The 16,419-nt window shown below is 39.3% G+C and carries 13 protein-coding genes; 8 read left to right on the top strand and 5 right to left on the bottom strand.

Going from position 1 to position 16,419, the window contains the following annotated elements; all coding sequences use genetic code 11:
- Positions 1-14: 14 nt before the first annotated feature.
- Positions 15-2,300, bottom strand: coding sequence for an amylo-alpha-1,6-glucosidase (locus tag DSM106972_RS00750; protein ID WP_127077915.1), 2,286 nt, complete (start codon positions 2,298-2,300; stop codon positions 15-17).
- A gap of 14 nt (positions 2,301-2,314) precedes the next feature.
- Here DSM106972_RS00750 and DSM106972_RS52410 point away from each other — a divergent pair, with 14 nt between their 5' ends.
- A complete protein-coding gene (locus tag DSM106972_RS52410; RefSeq protein WP_186538572.1) occupies positions 2,315-2,458 on the top strand; it encodes a hypothetical protein in 144 nt (47 codons plus the stop codon).
- A 411-nt stretch (positions 2,459-2,869) separates the two neighbouring features.
- Here the strand turns inward: DSM106972_RS52410 and DSM106972_RS00745 are convergent, their stop codons facing one another.
- Entirely contained in the window at positions 2,870-3,901 is a 1,032-nt protein-coding gene (locus tag DSM106972_RS00745) for a glycosyltransferase family 4 protein (RefSeq protein WP_127077913.1), read from the bottom strand.
- A 931-nt stretch (positions 3,902-4,832) separates the two neighbouring features.
- On the opposite strand from DSM106972_RS00745, the gene DSM106972_RS00740 reads away from it, so the two are divergent.
- The 3 genes from DSM106972_RS00740 (at position 4,833) to trpE (ending at position 9,076) form a co-directional block, all read left to right on the top strand.
- Entirely contained in the window at positions 4,833-6,845 is a 2,013-nt protein-coding gene (locus tag DSM106972_RS00740; RefSeq protein WP_127077911.1) for a DICT sensory domain-containing protein, read from the top strand.
- A gap of 160 nt (positions 6,846-7,005) precedes the next feature.
- Positions 7,006-7,425 carry a photosystem I reaction center subunit II PsaD gene (psaD, locus tag DSM106972_RS00735; RefSeq protein ID WP_127077909.1) on the top strand — a complete coding sequence of 140 codons (420 nt, stop codon included), beginning with the start codon at positions 7,006-7,008 and terminating at the stop codon, positions 7,423-7,425.
- 136 nt (positions 7,426-7,561) lie between these two features.
- Positions 7,562-9,076, top strand: a complete 1,515-nt coding sequence (trpE, locus tag DSM106972_RS00730; protein WP_127077907.1) for an anthranilate synthase component I — start codon at positions 7,562-7,564, stop codon at positions 9,074-9,076.
- Between the two features lie 71 nt (positions 9,077-9,147).
- Here the strand turns inward: trpE and DSM106972_RS00725 are convergent, their stop codons facing one another.
- Entirely contained in the window at positions 9,148-10,530 is a 1,383-nt protein-coding gene (locus tag DSM106972_RS00725; RefSeq protein ID WP_127077905.1) for an aldehyde dehydrogenase, read from the bottom strand.
- 237 nt (positions 10,531-10,767) lie between these two features.
- Here DSM106972_RS00725 and DSM106972_RS52405 point away from each other — a divergent pair, with 237 nt between their 5' ends.
- The 3 genes from DSM106972_RS52405 to DSM106972_RS00715 are packed head-to-tail and all read left to right on the top strand — an operon-like array spanning position 10,768 to position 12,464.
- The gene (locus tag DSM106972_RS52405; protein ID WP_186538570.1) at positions 10,768-10,929 is read left to right on the top strand and encodes a hypothetical protein; all 162 of its coding nucleotides are present in this window, start codon (positions 10,768-10,770) and stop codon (positions 10,927-10,929) included.
- Positions 10,930-10,947: 18 nt separating this feature from the next.
- A complete protein-coding gene (locus tag DSM106972_RS53030) occupies positions 10,948-11,094 on the top strand; it encodes a hypothetical protein (protein WP_186538568.1) in 147 nt (48 codons plus the stop codon).
- Positions 11,095-11,153: 59 nt separating this feature from the next.
- Positions 11,154-12,464, top strand: a complete 1,311-nt coding sequence (locus tag DSM106972_RS00715) for an NAD(P)/FAD-dependent oxidoreductase (protein WP_186538566.1) — start codon at positions 11,154-11,156, stop codon at positions 12,462-12,464.
- Between the two features lie 36 nt (positions 12,465-12,500).
- Here the strand turns inward: DSM106972_RS00715 and DSM106972_RS00710 are convergent, their stop codons facing one another.
- Positions 12,501-12,710, bottom strand: a complete 210-nt coding sequence (locus DSM106972_RS00710; protein WP_186538564.1) for a hypothetical protein — start codon at positions 12,708-12,710, stop codon at positions 12,501-12,503.
- Between the two features lie 55 nt (positions 12,711-12,765).
- On the opposite strand from DSM106972_RS00710, the gene DSM106972_RS00705 reads away from it, so the two are divergent.
- Complete coding sequence (locus tag DSM106972_RS00705) at positions 12,766-13,074, top strand: type II toxin-antitoxin system RelE/ParE family toxin (RefSeq protein ID WP_233787286.1); 309 nt, start codon at positions 12,766-12,768, stop codon at positions 13,072-13,074.
- 220 nt (positions 13,075-13,294) lie between these two features.
- Here DSM106972_RS00705 and DSM106972_RS00700 read toward each other — a convergent pair whose 3' ends face one another.
- Positions 13,295-16,219, bottom strand: coding sequence for a response regulator (locus DSM106972_RS00700; protein ID WP_127077901.1), 2,925 nt, complete (start codon positions 16,217-16,219; stop codon positions 13,295-13,297).
- Positions 16,220-16,419: the final 200 nt, after the last annotated feature.

Here is a 16,419-nt window from a genome sequence, read left to right as displayed (position 1 = left end):
GCGTCTCTACATGTTTAGGCTTCAATAACGACACGTAGGTTGCCGCGTTTTTTAGCTACACGGCAAGCTGTTGTGTTACCTGAACGCTCAAATTCTAGGTCGAGAATAGTTGGACCTACACGTAAGTTGTGTATAGAAAGGTGAGTAATTGATTCGGGTAAAGCTGGGTCAATAACTCTAAGGCAGTTGTTTGGTGCATCTGGAACAAGATTGACAATCATTTGTATTAGTTGGAAGACGCTACCAGTTGCCCATGCTTGTGGTGAACATGCTACAGGATATAGCACTGGAGCGTTATCTCCATCACGTTCGTATCCACAAAGTAGTTCAGGTGGACGTTGGTATGGTTGAACGCTGGTCATGTCAACTAGTCCCTGAAAAACTTCGAGTGCTTGGTCTATTAAACCGAGGGAACGTAACCCCATAGCAATCATTGAGTTGTCATGGGGCCACACGGAACCAATATGGTATCCCATTGGATTGTATGCAGGTGATAAGCTGCTCAAGGTACGAATACCCCAACCGTTATACATGTCCGGCGCCCGTAATCTTTCGGCAACGCTGTAAGCTTTTTCGGGAGTAAATATACCTAGTTGTAAACAGTGACCTGGGTTAGAAGTAATACTATCTACATGTTTCCCATCACCATCTAAAGCTAGGGCACAGAAATCTTGGTCTTCCATCCAAAAATCACGGTTAAAACGCATTTTCAGACTACGCGCTTCATCAGTCCAACGGTCTGCTAAATCTAAACGCTTTTTCATTCGGGCAATTTCAGCCAGACGTAATTTAGCAGCATAAACATACGCTTGTACTTCACACAGTGCTATTGAACCATAGGCAAGTTCACCTTTACGGTTAACTATACAATCACCAGAATCTTTCCAACCTTGGTTTGCTAAACCTAGTCTCGACCTGCGGTGATAGCTTAAATAACCTGTTTGTTTCATATTGCGGTCAATCCATTCCATCCCGGAAAGCGCATTATTCCACAAATTTTCTAGGGTTTCAGAGTCATGTGTCCAAGCGTAGTATTCAGCATAAAGCATTAACCATAATGGAGTCGCATCGACTGTACCGTAATAAGGAGTATGAGGTACTTCTTTACAGCGTGCTAATTCTCCAAATCGTAATTCGTGTAGAATTTTTCCTGGTTCCTCTTCACGCCATTCGTCTTCGAGCTTACCTTGGTATATAGCTAATAAAGTAAGAGTTTCCTTCGCAATTTCAGGATTTAACATCAAGGTTTGCGAAGCGGTGATTATTGAGTCGCGTCCAAACAGCGTCGAAAACCAAGGTACTCCAGCGGATACGGTTTTATGCTTACCAAATGACTGTCGTAGCAAATACATATCCTGTTCCGCACGCTCGATAACTCGGTTGAATATACCTTTATCAGCGCGAATCCGGGTTATTTGCTGTACCCAGTTTTGCTCTTCCATTACTTCAGCAGCTTTCGCCTGACCTAATGTTACAGGCGCACTGACAATTGAACTCGACTTATTATTTGTAACAGGTCTAGCACGATAACCTATTTTTTGCTTTTCATGCGGCGCCAGTTCAAACCGCCAAAGTGCTGTATAACCTTTAAAATAATCTGGCTGACGGTGCTGGAACTTAATCCGCGACTCCATTATTATTCCATCTAAACCCTGATAAGCAAGGAATAAAGACTTTTCGGTTACTTCGTCTGAATTATGATGATGTTCATGGTCTTCTTCTGATGGCACCTCAAGATGAGAGACCCCTTCAGCTAAACGCAATAAGCGGCCGCGTTTTTCTCTGCCATGTCCACGCACTTCAAATAAATCGGCAAAATCACCGTCAAAACTAAGACTAAGCTCAAAACTAATTGTTGTAGTACTGTAATTAGATACTTCTATTTCTTCAAATAAGGCGCCGTTTAACACAAGCTCACGACGAATACCAATCGTATCAGGTCGTAAACGCTCATCAATACGCGGATTAGTACATAAAACAGATAATGAAAACCCTTTATCAGCAGTACTGCTTAATAAAACAGGCGAGTATCCGTCAATTTGTAACTCTAAGCGACTTAAAAAGCGTGTATCTGAACAAAATAATCCCATACTTGGGTTGCTGTCACCAAGACCGCACCCAGAAATATTACCTAAAGTATCTGTAACTAAAAATAAATCGTCATCTTTAATAGTTAATGTAGGCTGTGGACGCGAGCTAGCCACACAGGGCCATTCAGGAATAGGGATTTGGTCGGCAGGGACAAAAGCTTTTCCGTCCAGCAAAATTTTTTCCGGTGCGATTAATGTATCCGGTGTCATGCTCCAATTTCCAGGTGATAACAGGTCTAGTTTCTTCGTCAAAAAAGCGTCAACAGGAAAAAAGGCGCCTTTTTTTTAATTCAATTCGTTATTGCCGTGTTGCCGTAGAACCGCAAACAGCACTGTTAGAAATATCTATACCAAGCATTTTGGTATAAAACTTACACAATAAACGCAACGAGTCGCTTTGTTAACTTATGTAAATCTTTTAGAAATTTTATAGATTATAACGCCAGATAGTATGTCAAAGACGATAAAAATGTGTTGATTTCCGTATGATTAAATGTAAATTTCAAGACACAAATCAACCGAAAACATTATTACAGCTTTAACGCATAAATGGCGCCTGATATCAAAAGTTTTTCTATTTGATTAAATTATATATGTTAAAAAACGCCTATAATTGTTCTAAAAGAACAAAATACTTGAAAAAACTGCTTAACAAGCGATTACTAGTTGATTAAGCCAAGCAAAAGCCTTTCTTACATATATAAGTATTTATAATATATCTGGCAACGGATGTAGCGGATGTAACGGATAGTTGATCAGCTACATCCGTTACATCCGTTTTATCCGTTGCCCATAACCATCGAATAAGCGCGTTCATACTCCGATGCCATAGATTCAACACTAAAGCGGTTAACAACATACTCGCGACAAGTATGACGGTCAAGCTTCATAGCATAAGGAACCATTTCAATCATGGCTTCAAGAGAGTGACACACGTAACCAGTTTTGTCGTGAGCAATAACTTCGGGTACAGACCCCAGACCCATAGCAACAACAGGTGTACCAGTTGCCATTGACTCAATCATTACTAAACCAAATGGTTCTCGCCAATTAATGGGGAATAAAGTTACAGATGCTTCTGATAGAAGTTTCACCTTTTCTTCGTGAGAGACTTCACCCAAAAACTGAATTTGCTCACCATCGATGAGTGGTTCAACTTGCTCGGTGTAAAAATCTTTATCTACAACGTCAATTTTACCCGCCATTTTTAAGGGTAAGCCAGTCGCACGGGCAATTTTGATGGCTTCGACGGGGCCTTTTTCTGGCGATATGCGTCCAACAAAAGCTAGTAATGGTGGTTGTACGGGTTCTGAGTTAAAAGCGTAGACGCTTGTGTCGATACCGTTATAGACGGTGTGAATGTAATTTAAGCCCAAACGTGGTTCGCGTTGCGAAAAGCTAATACTAATGAACTTCTGCCAAGCAAAGCGACGGTATATTTTCTCATTTTCCTCAGAAAAGGCGCCGTGGAGTGTGTGAACAGTAGGAGTTTTGACGAAACTGCTGTAAGAAAGAGCTTGGTAGCCAAAGTGAGAGTGGATAACATCAAAATGATGCGCGTGCTGGAAAACATCAGCGAGGAGCATATGCTCATAAATACCCGGTTCCTTGATATTCGGGTCAAGTCGTAGCGCTTGTGGGTGTACTGTTTTAAGTTTTGCTGCTGTTATTGAATCTCCTGAAGCAAATAATGTGACGTCATGACCACGCCGAACTAATTCGTCGGTTAATAACTTAACAATTAGTTCAATACCACCATAACCTTTAGGAGGTACACGTTCCCATAAAGGAGCAACAATCGCAATTTTCATGTTTCACCGCAAGCAGGTAAAGGAAAATGCCTACTACTGTTGAAAATGCAAGACGAGATGTTGAAGTAAGTGAGTATATAAATACTCACTTTTCTTCAAGGCATAGGGAAATGATTTACCTGCTGTTTTTAAAGTTATTTTCAAACTCATTTCCCCCATCAAAGTCTTTGCTGACAAGGATTAAACTACTTATGACGATAAAGTTACACGTGCAAAACCATCTGAAATAAATAGTTTACAATTGAGTTTATTTTACATGATTTTGTAATTATATTTTTCAACAAAGTTATATTACATTAATTTGTCAAACATCGCAATATCTGCATCTTGCCAATTAAATCTACTAATTGAATTTGAATTTTACGTATTACTATTGAGCCAGAATTGTGTTTTTGTATACTAATAAATTAAATTTAAAGTTAACTGTATAAAAATACCATCTGTTCTGATTATCACTTAATATGTTGATAATATGTTGAATCTGGGACAAGGCTCTTAAGTGTGAATTAAACTACAAATCTAAACTTATGTTAAGGTTTGTCTTAAGGATAGTTATGCATCTGGAGTGGTATTGGATATATTGTAAACAGGGGAGTATCAACAAAAATAAGCAATTGAAATACTGAGATAATTTTAAACAAATGTAATATTATTAATACTTTTTTAATATTGCTAATTATACTACTGGAGTGATGGCGCCAAGTTGTCATTATTAGGGTAGATAAAATTTAACTGATGTGCGAATATATAGAGGAAACTAACCATGTATAATAAGAAAAACAAATATCTATAGAGAGGAATCTAAAACTTTCGGCTTCGGCTTTGCTAATCTTTACATATCGCAACCATGTGTTTGGATTGAAAGACCGTTGTAATTTGTACAATGCAGCTGAGAGATGGTTTTTTGTCCAGATTTTTGCTCGAGAAACGCATGAGCATTTCGACTTCGGTACTGAGCGATTTGCTACAGACCTTACCCTACCTACGTCCACAACTGTATTTTAAAGCTTCGCTAACAGCCCTCTCCCATGCGATGGAAGACCAAGTATTGGCGGCAACTCTCGAAGCCCCGCTGGTAATAGCCAGTTTTCAGCGCGAGCGTTTTTATCGCCAAGAGGCACATCGATATGAGCGACTAGCACAACGAAGTGACCAAGTATATGTTTTGGCTGCCCCGGAAACTGATTTTACTAGCAGTTCCGAGTATTACGAAAAAGTAGCTTTTGAACCAGAAGATGCCCTCAGTCTTGAATGGCATCTAATTGTGATTGCTCAAAACTATGCCACTTGTTTGGTTTGTCGAGAGTTTTCACGTTCAACCAGCCGACACGATAGTCAAGATGAGGAAGACCTACGCGAATTAAGTCCAAGCTTAGATATGGACACAGCGCGAAGGTTTGAGGGAATCTGGACGTCGGAGCGAGGTGTTAGCCTGAAAGCTGCTGATTTGCTATTAACGCGCATTCAAACTTACCGACCGGAGCTAACCAAAAAAATCAACTCGGCTCGGCGCCGATTTGGTATTGGTAAGTACAAAGATGTTTTAGAGCCTGTAAAAACAAACGAGTATGCCTGTGATATAGACACAGATCCGTTTGTACAGCGCTTAGTAACTTATTTGCAGGCGAGTCAATACAAATTGCATAAAGCTTATCGTTCAATTGCCGCCCAAGCACGAAAAGAGCGTTTAGTCAACTCAATTACAACAACAATTAGGCGTTCATTAAACCCACAAGAAGTACTTCATGCAGCAGCGCAAGAACTAGGACAAATATTAGGCGCCTGTAGGTGTTTAATTTATCGCGCACAGGTGAGTGACTTGGGAGCGACAATCGAGCATGAGTTTATTCGTGCGGGGGTAACATCGGTAAAAGGACAAACTTGGCAGCTAGACAACAATCCGTTATTTGCGGAAGTTGTAAAGCATTCAGAAGGGGTGTGCGTTGCCGATACAATGAACGACAGTCGTACATCAACATCAAGCGTGGTATGGAAACACGTAGAGAAACTAGGAATTCGTTCTTGGTTACTTGAACCTGTTTATTATCAAGGACGATTGTTGGGGATTGTTGAGTTACATTACTGTGGAAATTCGCCACACATTTGGCACACAGGCGAAATAGATTTAGTTAAAGCAATAGCAACTCAAATAGGCGCCGCATTAATTCAAGCCGAGTCGTTTGCCAACCTTGAAGACCTCAACAGTCAACTTGAAGCACTCGACCGTACCCGTAGTAACTTAATCGCCATTACTGGACACGAGCTACGCACACCACTTTCAACAATTCAAGTTTGTTTAGAAAGCCTTGCTTCGGAACCTGATATGCCCTTGGAATTGCAGCAAGTAATGCTCAACACAGCCTTATCAGATTCCGAGCGAATGCGAAAGCTCGTGCAAGATTTCTTAACACTATCGAATCTTGAAAGCGGTCGAGTTGAATGGCATCCAGAATCATTGACATTACAGGAATGTATCGATTTAGCCCTGAGTCGAGTACGTGCCCGTACAGCGATTGAAAATCTGCCACAAATAACTACTAACATCGCCGATAATTTGCCCTTAGTATTGGCAGATGGAGATTGGCTAGTAGAAGTTTTTGCAAAGCTGATAGACAACGCTTGTAAATTCACTCCACCCGACGGAAAAATTACAATCATTGGGCGCCTCAACAGCGAGCAAATGGTCGAAGTCACAATTGCCGACACAGGTAGAGGAATCGAGCCAAATCGTCTCGAAATTGTATTCGACCGTTTTTACCAAGAAGAAGGCGCCTTAAGAAGAACAGCAGGAGGAACAGGGCTAGGGTTAGCAATTTGTCGTCAAATTGTCTCAGGTTGGGGAGGAGACATCTGGGCACAATCAACAGGAAAAAACCAAGGAAGCGAATTCCACTTTACTGTACCCACCGTGACAAAAAGCCAAGAGTTAGGAGTTAGGAGTTAAAAGTGCTGAGTTCTGAGTGCTGAGTTTGGAGTAAAAAACACTCGGTACTCAGCACTCAGGACTTTCCACTTCTAAAAAAGTGTTACAGACTATGAAATAATCGCAATGTTGTCTACCGGGCAATGTTAGGATGCCGTAAAAACTATGAAGTGAAAACCTTATGGCAGAAACACTTTCTGGACAAGCTCCTTTATTCGGTGGCTCCACTGGCGGCTTGCTTACCAAAGCAGCCGAGGAAGAAATGTACGCAATCACCTGGACTAGCCCCAAAGAGCAAGTTTTTGAAATGCCCACTGGTGGCGCCGCTAAAATGCGTCAAGGTGATAACCTGTTGTATTTAGCTCGTAAAGAATACGGCATCGCACTCGGTGGTCAGCTTCGGAAATTTAAAATCACCAATTACCAAATTTACCGGATTCTTCCAAGCGGTGAAACTACAAAGATTCACCCAGCAGATGGTGTATTCCCAGAAAAAGTCAACCAAGGACGTGAAAAAGTACGTTACGTTGACCGTAGAATTGGTGAAAACCCCAGCCCTGCTCAACTCAAGTTCAGCGGTAAGTATACTTACGACGCATAACTAATTTAAAGTTAAAAGTGCTGAGTGCGCTCGTGCTGAGTTTAAGAAGTAAAGAGAGTAAAGAGTCCCACTTTCTACTCTCAACTCTTATTCCCTCACTCAGCACTCAGCACGAGCGCACTCATAACTCTTTTCTATGATTTTTCCCGATTTCTCACAATTTACTGAATTAGCTAATCTTGGTAATTTTGTTCCGGTATATCAAGAGTGGGTTGCAGACCTAGATACACCTGTTTCAGCTTGGTATAAGGTATGTGCTGGACAACCTTATAGTTTTTTGTTGGAATCAGTCGAAGGTGGTGAGAAAGTCGGACGTTATAGTTTGCTTGGTTGTAATCCTTTATGGGTATTAGAAGCGCGTGGAGAACTTTCAACGCAAACGCATCGCGACGCAAGACAAGTAGTATTCGATGGCGACCCATTTGAAGCATTAGCAAACTGTTTGGCGCCATATAATCCAGTTAAGTTACCAGAGTTACCACCAGGAATAGGTGGTTTATTTGGATTTTGGGGTTATGAATTAATCAAGTGGATAGAACCGCGAGTGCCAATTCATACTCAAGATGAGCGTAATATACCTGATGGATTGTGGATGCAGGTAGACAATTTACTCATATTTGACCAAGTTAAACGTAAAATTTGGGTAATAGCATATGCAGATTTACGCAACAGTGATGTAGAAGAAGCGTACAACAAAGCCGTAGAATGTGTTACGCAAATGGTGGATAAATTATCATCACCGCTTCAGCCAGCCAAAACTATTTTAGAATGGACACCACCTGCAAGTCTTGCGCCTCGTTCAAACGAAACCGAAGAGTATCAAAGTAACTTTAGTAAAGAAGAATTTTGTCGCAGTGTCGAGAAAGCCAAAGAATACATCAAAGCAGGCGATATATTTCAAGTAGTAATTTCCCAGCGTCTAACAACCGAATATAGCGGAGACCCCTTTTCACTTTACCGCTCACTACGTCAAATCAACCCATCACCATACATGGCGTACTTTAACTTCCAAGACTGGCAAATAATAGGCTCCAGTCCAGAAGTCATGGTAAAAGCCGAAAAAGACGCCGACGGTAACAATATAGCAACACTGCGTCCAATAGCAGGCACAAGAAAACGCGGTAAAACTCCAAAAGAAGACGACGCACTAGCAAAAGACTTATTACAAGACCCCAAAGAAATTGCCGAACACGTCATGTTAGTAGACCTAGGTAGAAACGACTTAGGTCGAGCATGTGAAAGTGGCAGCGTATGCGTCGATGAATTAATGGTTATTGAGCGATACTCTCATGTCATGCACATCGTCAGTAACGTAATAGGTAAACTGGCGCCATCAAAAACAGCATGGGACTTAATGAAAGCTTGTTTTCCCGCAGGAACAGTAAGTGGGGCGCCAAAAATTAGAGCAATGGAAATAATCAACGAACTAGAACCATCACGCCGAGGAGTATACTCAGGTGTATATGGATACTACGACTTTGAAGGACAATTAAATACAGCCATAGCCATCCGTACAATGGTAGCGCGCGCAGGCAAAGTTAGTGTACAAGCAGGCGCCGGTTTGGTGGCAGACTCAGAACCCGAAAAAGAATACGAAGAAACCCTAAATAAAGCACGCGGACTACTAGAAGCAATAAGATGTTTAAAATAGCTCGTAGTAAGCACGAAGAGTGCTTTTTCCTATAAATTCTACAAAAGGACGGGCAGGACACCCATCCCATTTTAATTTTTACCAAAAACCCGCTTGAGCAAAGCTAATTTACCCTCGTAAGGAGGATACAAAACTTTCATGTCAAAACCAAAACCCCGTTTCAAAACACTCTTGTAATGCGAAAAAACGTCAAAACTAGCTTTGCCGTGATACTTACCAATTCCACTATCTCCTACACCACCAAAAGGTAACGAAGCCACTCCGCAGTGCTTAATAGTATCATTAATACAAACACCACCAGATGAAGTTTCACGTAATATTCGCCCTTGTAAATCTTTATTATTTGTAAACAAGTATAAAGCAAGAGGTTTCGGACGAGAATTTATTGCTGCTATAACCTCATTAATATCTTCGTACTCAATAACAGGAAGAATTGGACCAAAAATTTCTTCCTCCATAATTGAATCTTGCCACGAAACATTGTTGATTACAGTTGGAGCAATAAATAATTTATCAGAATTATATTCGCCACCAAAGTAAATATCTCCTTCAATGTAATTTATCAATCTAGTGTAATGCTTTTCACTGATAATTCTACAGTAATCAGGACTGTCTATTGGGTTATCGCCATAAAATTCTTTGATACTATCTGCTATTGCTTTTAATAAATCCTGTTTAATAGACTTATTTACTAATAGGTAATCAGGTGCAATACAAGTTTGGCCAGCATTCAAAAACTTGCCCCACGCAATTCGTCGCGCGCTAACTTCAAGATTAATATCTGTATCAACTATACAAGGGCTTTTACCACCTAATTCCAAAGTAACTGGTGTCAAATGTTTTGCTGCTTCCTTCATAATAATTTTACCGACGGCTGTACCACCTGTAAAAAAGATATGGTCAAACTTTTCTTGCAGCAGCTCTTGAGTAGTTTCTACCCCACCTTCAACAACAGCAATATATTCGCGCGGGAAAACCTTTGATATTACGTCATTTATTACATGGGAAGTATGAGAAGCAATTTCAGAAGGCTTGACAATTGCACAATTACCTGATGCAATGGCGCCTACTAACGGCAGTAAAGATAATTGAAAAGGATAATTCCAGGGGCCTATAATTAAACCAACACCCAATGGTTCAGGATATAAATAAGCCGACCCAGGCAAAAAAGACAATTCAAGTCCTTTTCTTTGAGGTTTTACCCAATTCTTTAGATGTTTAATAGCATCAGCAATTTCAGTAAAAATTAGCGAAAACTCTGCACCATAAACTTCAAACTCTGGTTTATTTAAGTCAGCTTTTAACGCTTGAGTAATCTCATGTTCATATTGCATTATTCCTTGTTTCAAGTTTCTTAGTTGTTCAACACGGAAACTAACATCTCTAGTTGCACCCGTATAGAAAAACTGACGCTGCTTGCTGACAATCTCACTAATTAACGATTGAGTAATCATAATTACGTGCTATCTTTTACAAAATGAACCGATACTTATATCCTACAGTAGCTATAATTTATTATCAATCGCAAATACGTAGGTTGGGGAGCCACCTCCGTGCGGGGGTTTCCCCCGTTAAGGAGAGTGGCGTTGGAGCGACTTAGAGCTTACCAACAAGCTCAACAAGAGGCGCCCTCCTAGAAACTGACAATACCAATAATATATAATTAATATATAACCAGTAACCTAAAATTAATGACTCAAACAATGGGAGCAGTTTACACCAAAATAAAACTAACCAACGCAATAGACGAAGCATTAATAAGTCGAGGTTTACTAGCACCCAGCTTACTACGTACATGCGAATTCGATGCACTAGTTGATACAGGTTCAACATATTTAGTGATATCACCATAAATATTACAAAAACTAGGTTTGAGAATTGTAGGTCAGCAAATAGCCAAGTATGCTGATGGTCGAGAAGATACAGTAGGAGTAACAGAAGCTTTGTTCATAGAATGTGAAGGGCATTTGCTTAGGAGTAGACATGTTAAAATCAATTTTCATGCTTATAGTGTTTAATAACTATTCCAAGTAATGATAGTAATTAGTTGATATTTAATCGTTAATAGGAGCGATTTATGCGTTTGCAGCGAGTTCAAGTTCCTGAATTTCGTGTTTTAAAAAATGTTGATATAACTTTTGAAAAAGCTTTTGTACCAAATATTTTTCCAATTGGTAGTCAAAATGGAGGTGGTAAAAGTACACTTTTACAACTAATTTTTGTTTTACTTCACTGCTCAAAAAATCCTGAAAGACATGTTTTTTTACAAAATATGCTTTATGAATTTACTATAAATAAAGATTGTGTAAATAGAACAGTAGCCACAATTGAAATATGGACTGGAGTAAAAGTTGTTAAACTTAAATTTTTATCATACAAGGATTCTGCTTTAATACAAATAATTCCAAATTTAGAGTTTGTAACGTCTACCTTGTTCAAAGGACTACTCGTAAATACTGAGAATCAAGTATCTGGAGTTAAATTACATTGTAAAAATAGCGCTCTCGACAAAGAACTAACAGCCGATTTAGTCGTTGACGCTAGTGGACGTAACTCGCAGTTACCCAAGTTTTTAGAAGAAATTGGCTACCAGGCGCCCGAAACAACGATAATTAATTCTTTTTTAGGATACAGTACATGCTGGTATGAAGTTCCAGATGAGTTTTGCGCTTCTTGGAAAGCACTGTTAGTAGCGGCAAAACCACCCGACAGCTTGCGCGGTGGAATTTTATACCCTGTAGAAGCGAATCGTTGGGCAATTACACTGGCTGGGATGTCCAAAGATTACCCACCTACAGATGCTGATAGTTTTTTAAAATTTGCCCGAAGTCTACGTAGTCCGATAATTTATGATGCCATCAAAAACGCAAAACCTATATCCCCAGTATATGGTTATCGACGCACAGAAAATTGCAGGCGCCATTACGAAAAACTTTCACGCCTTCCAGATGGTATAGTCGCAATTGGGGATGCAGTTTGTGCATTTAATCCAATCTACGGTCAAGGAATGACAACAGGAGCTGCTTCTGCATTAGAACTTTCACGTTGCTTGAAAGAGCAATTTAAAAATTCGCCTTGTAACGTAAAAGGTTTTACATTAAAGTTCCAAAAACAATTAGCAAAAATTTTACAAACACCCTGGTTGATGGCAACAGGTGAAGATTTTCGCTACGAAACAACAGAAGGTGGTAAAGCAGATAAAATTACACAGTTGATGCAAATGTATATAGATAAAATTTTAGAGCTTTCAGTCAGTGATTCCGATATCTCTAAAAGATTTGCTGAAGTGGCACATATGATTAAAACTCCAAATTCTTTATTTGCGCTTCCTGTGTTATATAAGGTATTACGTTCTTCATTAAAATTCCGTACTCTTGAGGCGCCTTAATAACCAATTTCAAAAATGTGAACCATTGGTTCACATTCAAGATACCCAAGTATTATCTCCTTTCCATATATTAAAAGTGCTATGTTGTCCATTTTTCATATATTCATACCGCATCCAATGGTCGTCATCTCTTGCTTGTAGAAAGAAAGCAGCTTTAACTCTAATATCGTCTTGCCAAGTGTTGTTATCGCTCTTCCATACTTGAAAGCAATGATGATTGACACTATCGAGTTTATAATAACGCATCCAGTGTTTATCGTCAGATTAAACCATTGATTTAACCGCTGAATTTAAACGAAATTTGCGCGACCTTTCCAAGAGATTTCGCAACATTCGTTCTGATATTCAATTAATTATTGAGGAATTACAGCAAGGTAATATTTTAGGAGATAGAATAGGAGATATTGGTGAGGAATATGTTGTTTATAAATTAAGGGTTCGCAATAGTAATATAAAAAAAGGTAAGAATGCTGGATATAGGTTGATTTATCAAGTTGAGTCACCTACAAGTATTTTACTATTAACGATTTATTCTAAGTCTGACCGAGAAGATATTGCTACCAATGAAATTCAAGATATTATAGCTGATTTTGATAGGGAAGAAAGTTAAATAGCTTATTTTAATCGATATTTATTAAATGCCTATATGGTATTATTTATATATATGACAAAATTAGATTTAGTAAATTAAACTTCTCGAAAGTTGGCGGGTAATATAGGCGCCTATAACTCGTCTTACTAGAATTTGTATTAAACTTGAAAAGTCTACAATCAGTTTGATAAAAAGAGAAGCAAGATGATATTGAGTAAGGTTGAGGCACCATAACACTTCACTTGTTAAGTAAACTGCCAATCGCTTGCATTAAACTATGAGTTTCAATGGGTTTAGAAAGATGTTTTTGAAACCCAGCATTGAGTGCCTGATGACGATCAAACTCACCAGCATAAGCAGTTAAAGCAATCGCTGGTATTGTTATTGCTTGTTCTCGAATCGCCTGAACCAGCATATAACCATCCATTTCGGGCATTCCGATATCACTAATCAAAATATCAGGTTTAAATCGAGCTAAAATTTCGAGTGCCTGCGTAGACTCAGATACCGCTGTTACCGTCGCACCTGCTTGTTCTAAGAAAAAAGCAACAAAATTAAGCGAATCAACTTCATCATCAACAACTAAAATATTGATGCCATTTAAATCTAAAGAATTATTTATTGCTTCGTGATTATATAAATCACTTTGTGTGCTTGCCATTAACGGCAAACAAACGGTAAAAGTTGCACCCTGTCCTATACCGGCACTTTCTGCACATATCGTTCCACCATTCAATTCTACCAAGTGCCTAATAATTGCTAACCCCAACCCCAACCCACCAAAATTTCTAGTGGTGCTGCTATCTTCTTGACGAAAATAATCAAATATATAAGGTAAAAATTCTCGTTTAATTCCTTTACCTGTATCGCGCACAGTAATTTGCGCCATTCCATTCGTCTCTTCAAGCATTACCGCAACACATCCTCCTTGCGGAGTAAATTTCACGGCGTTAGAAAGCAAATTCCAAACGACTTGCTGTAAACGCGCGCTATCGCCTAATACAGGTTTAATATTTGGTTCTAAGCTTGTATTAATTTGAATCGCTTTGACTTCTGCCGATAATTGTACTGTTTCTAAAGCAGCGGAAATAATTGACTCCAAGTTCACAGGTGATGAATTAAGTACAAGCTTTCCACGTAAAATTCGCGACACATCAAGTAAATCGTTAATCAAATCGATTTGCAATTTAACATTGCGCTCGATAGTCGTTGCCGCTTGAGCTATTTTTAGAGCGTCGAGCTTGCCACTTCTAAGTAAGTTTGCCCAACCCAAAATTGGATTTAGGGGTGAGCGCAATTCATGAGAAAGTACCGCCAAAAATTCATCTTTGATGCGATTTGCTTTTTCTGCCTCAACACGAATAGCTTTCTCGCTTTCTAACAGTTCTCCTTGTTGAATTACAATTCCCACCTGTGTTGTCAGTTGCATAAGTAAATCAATTTCTATTTGCTGCCATTCTCTTGGTTGCGAACAGTGATGGGCAATCAACAATCCCCACAAATTTTTACCCTGTAAAATAGGCACTACTAAATTAGCCCGTACAGAGTACTGTTCAAGTAATTCCACATGACACGGGTTAATATCAGCAGTATAAATATCCTTTTTAGCAGTCACTAATCCTTGGCGATAAGCTTCAATGTATTTTTCAGCAAAACAAGGGTCATTAATTCTTGAAGAGAGAATAGATGCCCACTCAGTTGCTACTGACTCAGTTACAACAGTACCACTGCCATCGGGCATTAAACGAAAAATCAATACACGGTCGGTTTGTAAAAACTGCCGTACTTCTTGAACTGTAGTGTCCAAAATCGCATCTAAATTAAGCGATTGGCGAACAGAAGCAGCAATTTGCGAAACAATTCGTTCGCGCTCGAAAACTAAGCGCTGCGCTATTTCTGCCTGCTTAGATTCGGTAACATCAAGCACTGTCCCAATAATACAGCGTGGTTGTCCATTCCGATGTGTGTATAATTTTCCTGCGATTTGCAACCATCGCTCAGTACCATTTGCCCAAACAACCCGAAATTCGACATCTTGTTTTTTTCCAGATGCAATGGCATCACTTGCAGCTCTTTTCACCCGTTCACGGTCAGCGGGGTGTACATTATTTAAAAACACTTCATAATTTGGTAACGATTCACCCGCAGCCAACCCTAACATTGTCCCTACATACTCAGAGAAAATCATCGCATTGCTTTGAAGATTCCACTCCCAAGTACCCATATGGGCTGCATCTAGAGCTAATCGCAATCGTTCCTCACTTTGCTTTATACGCCTTTGTAGCTGTGCTTTTTCAAGCGTATAATTAACAGCCGACCGCAGTTTATCTGAAGTAATTTCTCCCTTAATTAAATAATCTGAGGCGCCCAACTTCATCGCTTGTACGGCAACTTCTTCCGAACCTTGACCTGTAAGTACAATTATAGGAGTATAGTAAATATTTTGTAACTTTTTTAATTCTGCGAGCAATTCTAACCCATCAATATCAGGCAGTAAATAATCGAGCAACACTAAATCTGGTTTGTGGCTTTGAAAAAGTTCGAGTGCTTGTTTTCCCGACTTGGCATCAACTATTACGTAATTATATCCTTTATTTTTAAGCAAATAACGCCGATAAGTTTCTCTATCTTCTAGACAATCATCAATAACTAAAACTGTACGTTGTAATCGCTCGTTTTCTGTTTGCTCTATCGCAGCATCAAATAACTCGCATCTGTCTTCAATTTTACATTTTGATTCTGTAATATCAACAAAACTTGTTACAACCCCATATGGTGCAACTTCTCCAGTACGAAACATCGGTTGCGAATTGAGCTTTAACCACACTAACTCACCATCAAGTTTGTAAAAACCCATCACCACATTCAAACAAGGTTCACCAGTAGAGAGTGCTACCATTGCTGGGTGTTGATCACCAGGAAACTCAGAACCGTCTTCATGAATTGTTTGCCAAGGATAATTACATGAAGTTGACCCTTGTAATTGATCCGCAGTACGACCAAGAATTTTCAGAGCAGTAGCATTACAAGCGTAAATAGTACCATCAGCTAGCTGTAATACCACACCCTCACTAACAGGCGCCGTTGATATTGTATCAATTCGCTGATTGCTACTGCATCCCTTGTCAAGAGGTAAATTCAAAAATACTTCTTCGTTCTGCATATAGGTCTCGCAAATAAGCTAGGTGATTTCAAGATTGAGTTTTTTCCAGACTACCAGTATCGATTGTAAAGAAAATATTGTAATTTTAGTGACAAGCATTTCTTAAGTATTTATCAATTACAGCAATCAAAATTGGTGTAAGTCTAAGAAGCCTTTTGTAAAATTACGACAACTATTTCTTTCACAATACGTGTTTTTAG

This window comes from Dulcicalothrix desertica PCC 7102 (genome assembly GCF_003991905.1).
GTDB lineage: Bacteria > Cyanobacteriota > Cyanobacteriia > Cyanobacteriales > Nostocaceae > Dulcicalothrix > Dulcicalothrix desertica.
Note: the sequence above shows the minus strand (reverse complement) of the source record. Positions and strands in the feature narration are given on the sequence as shown.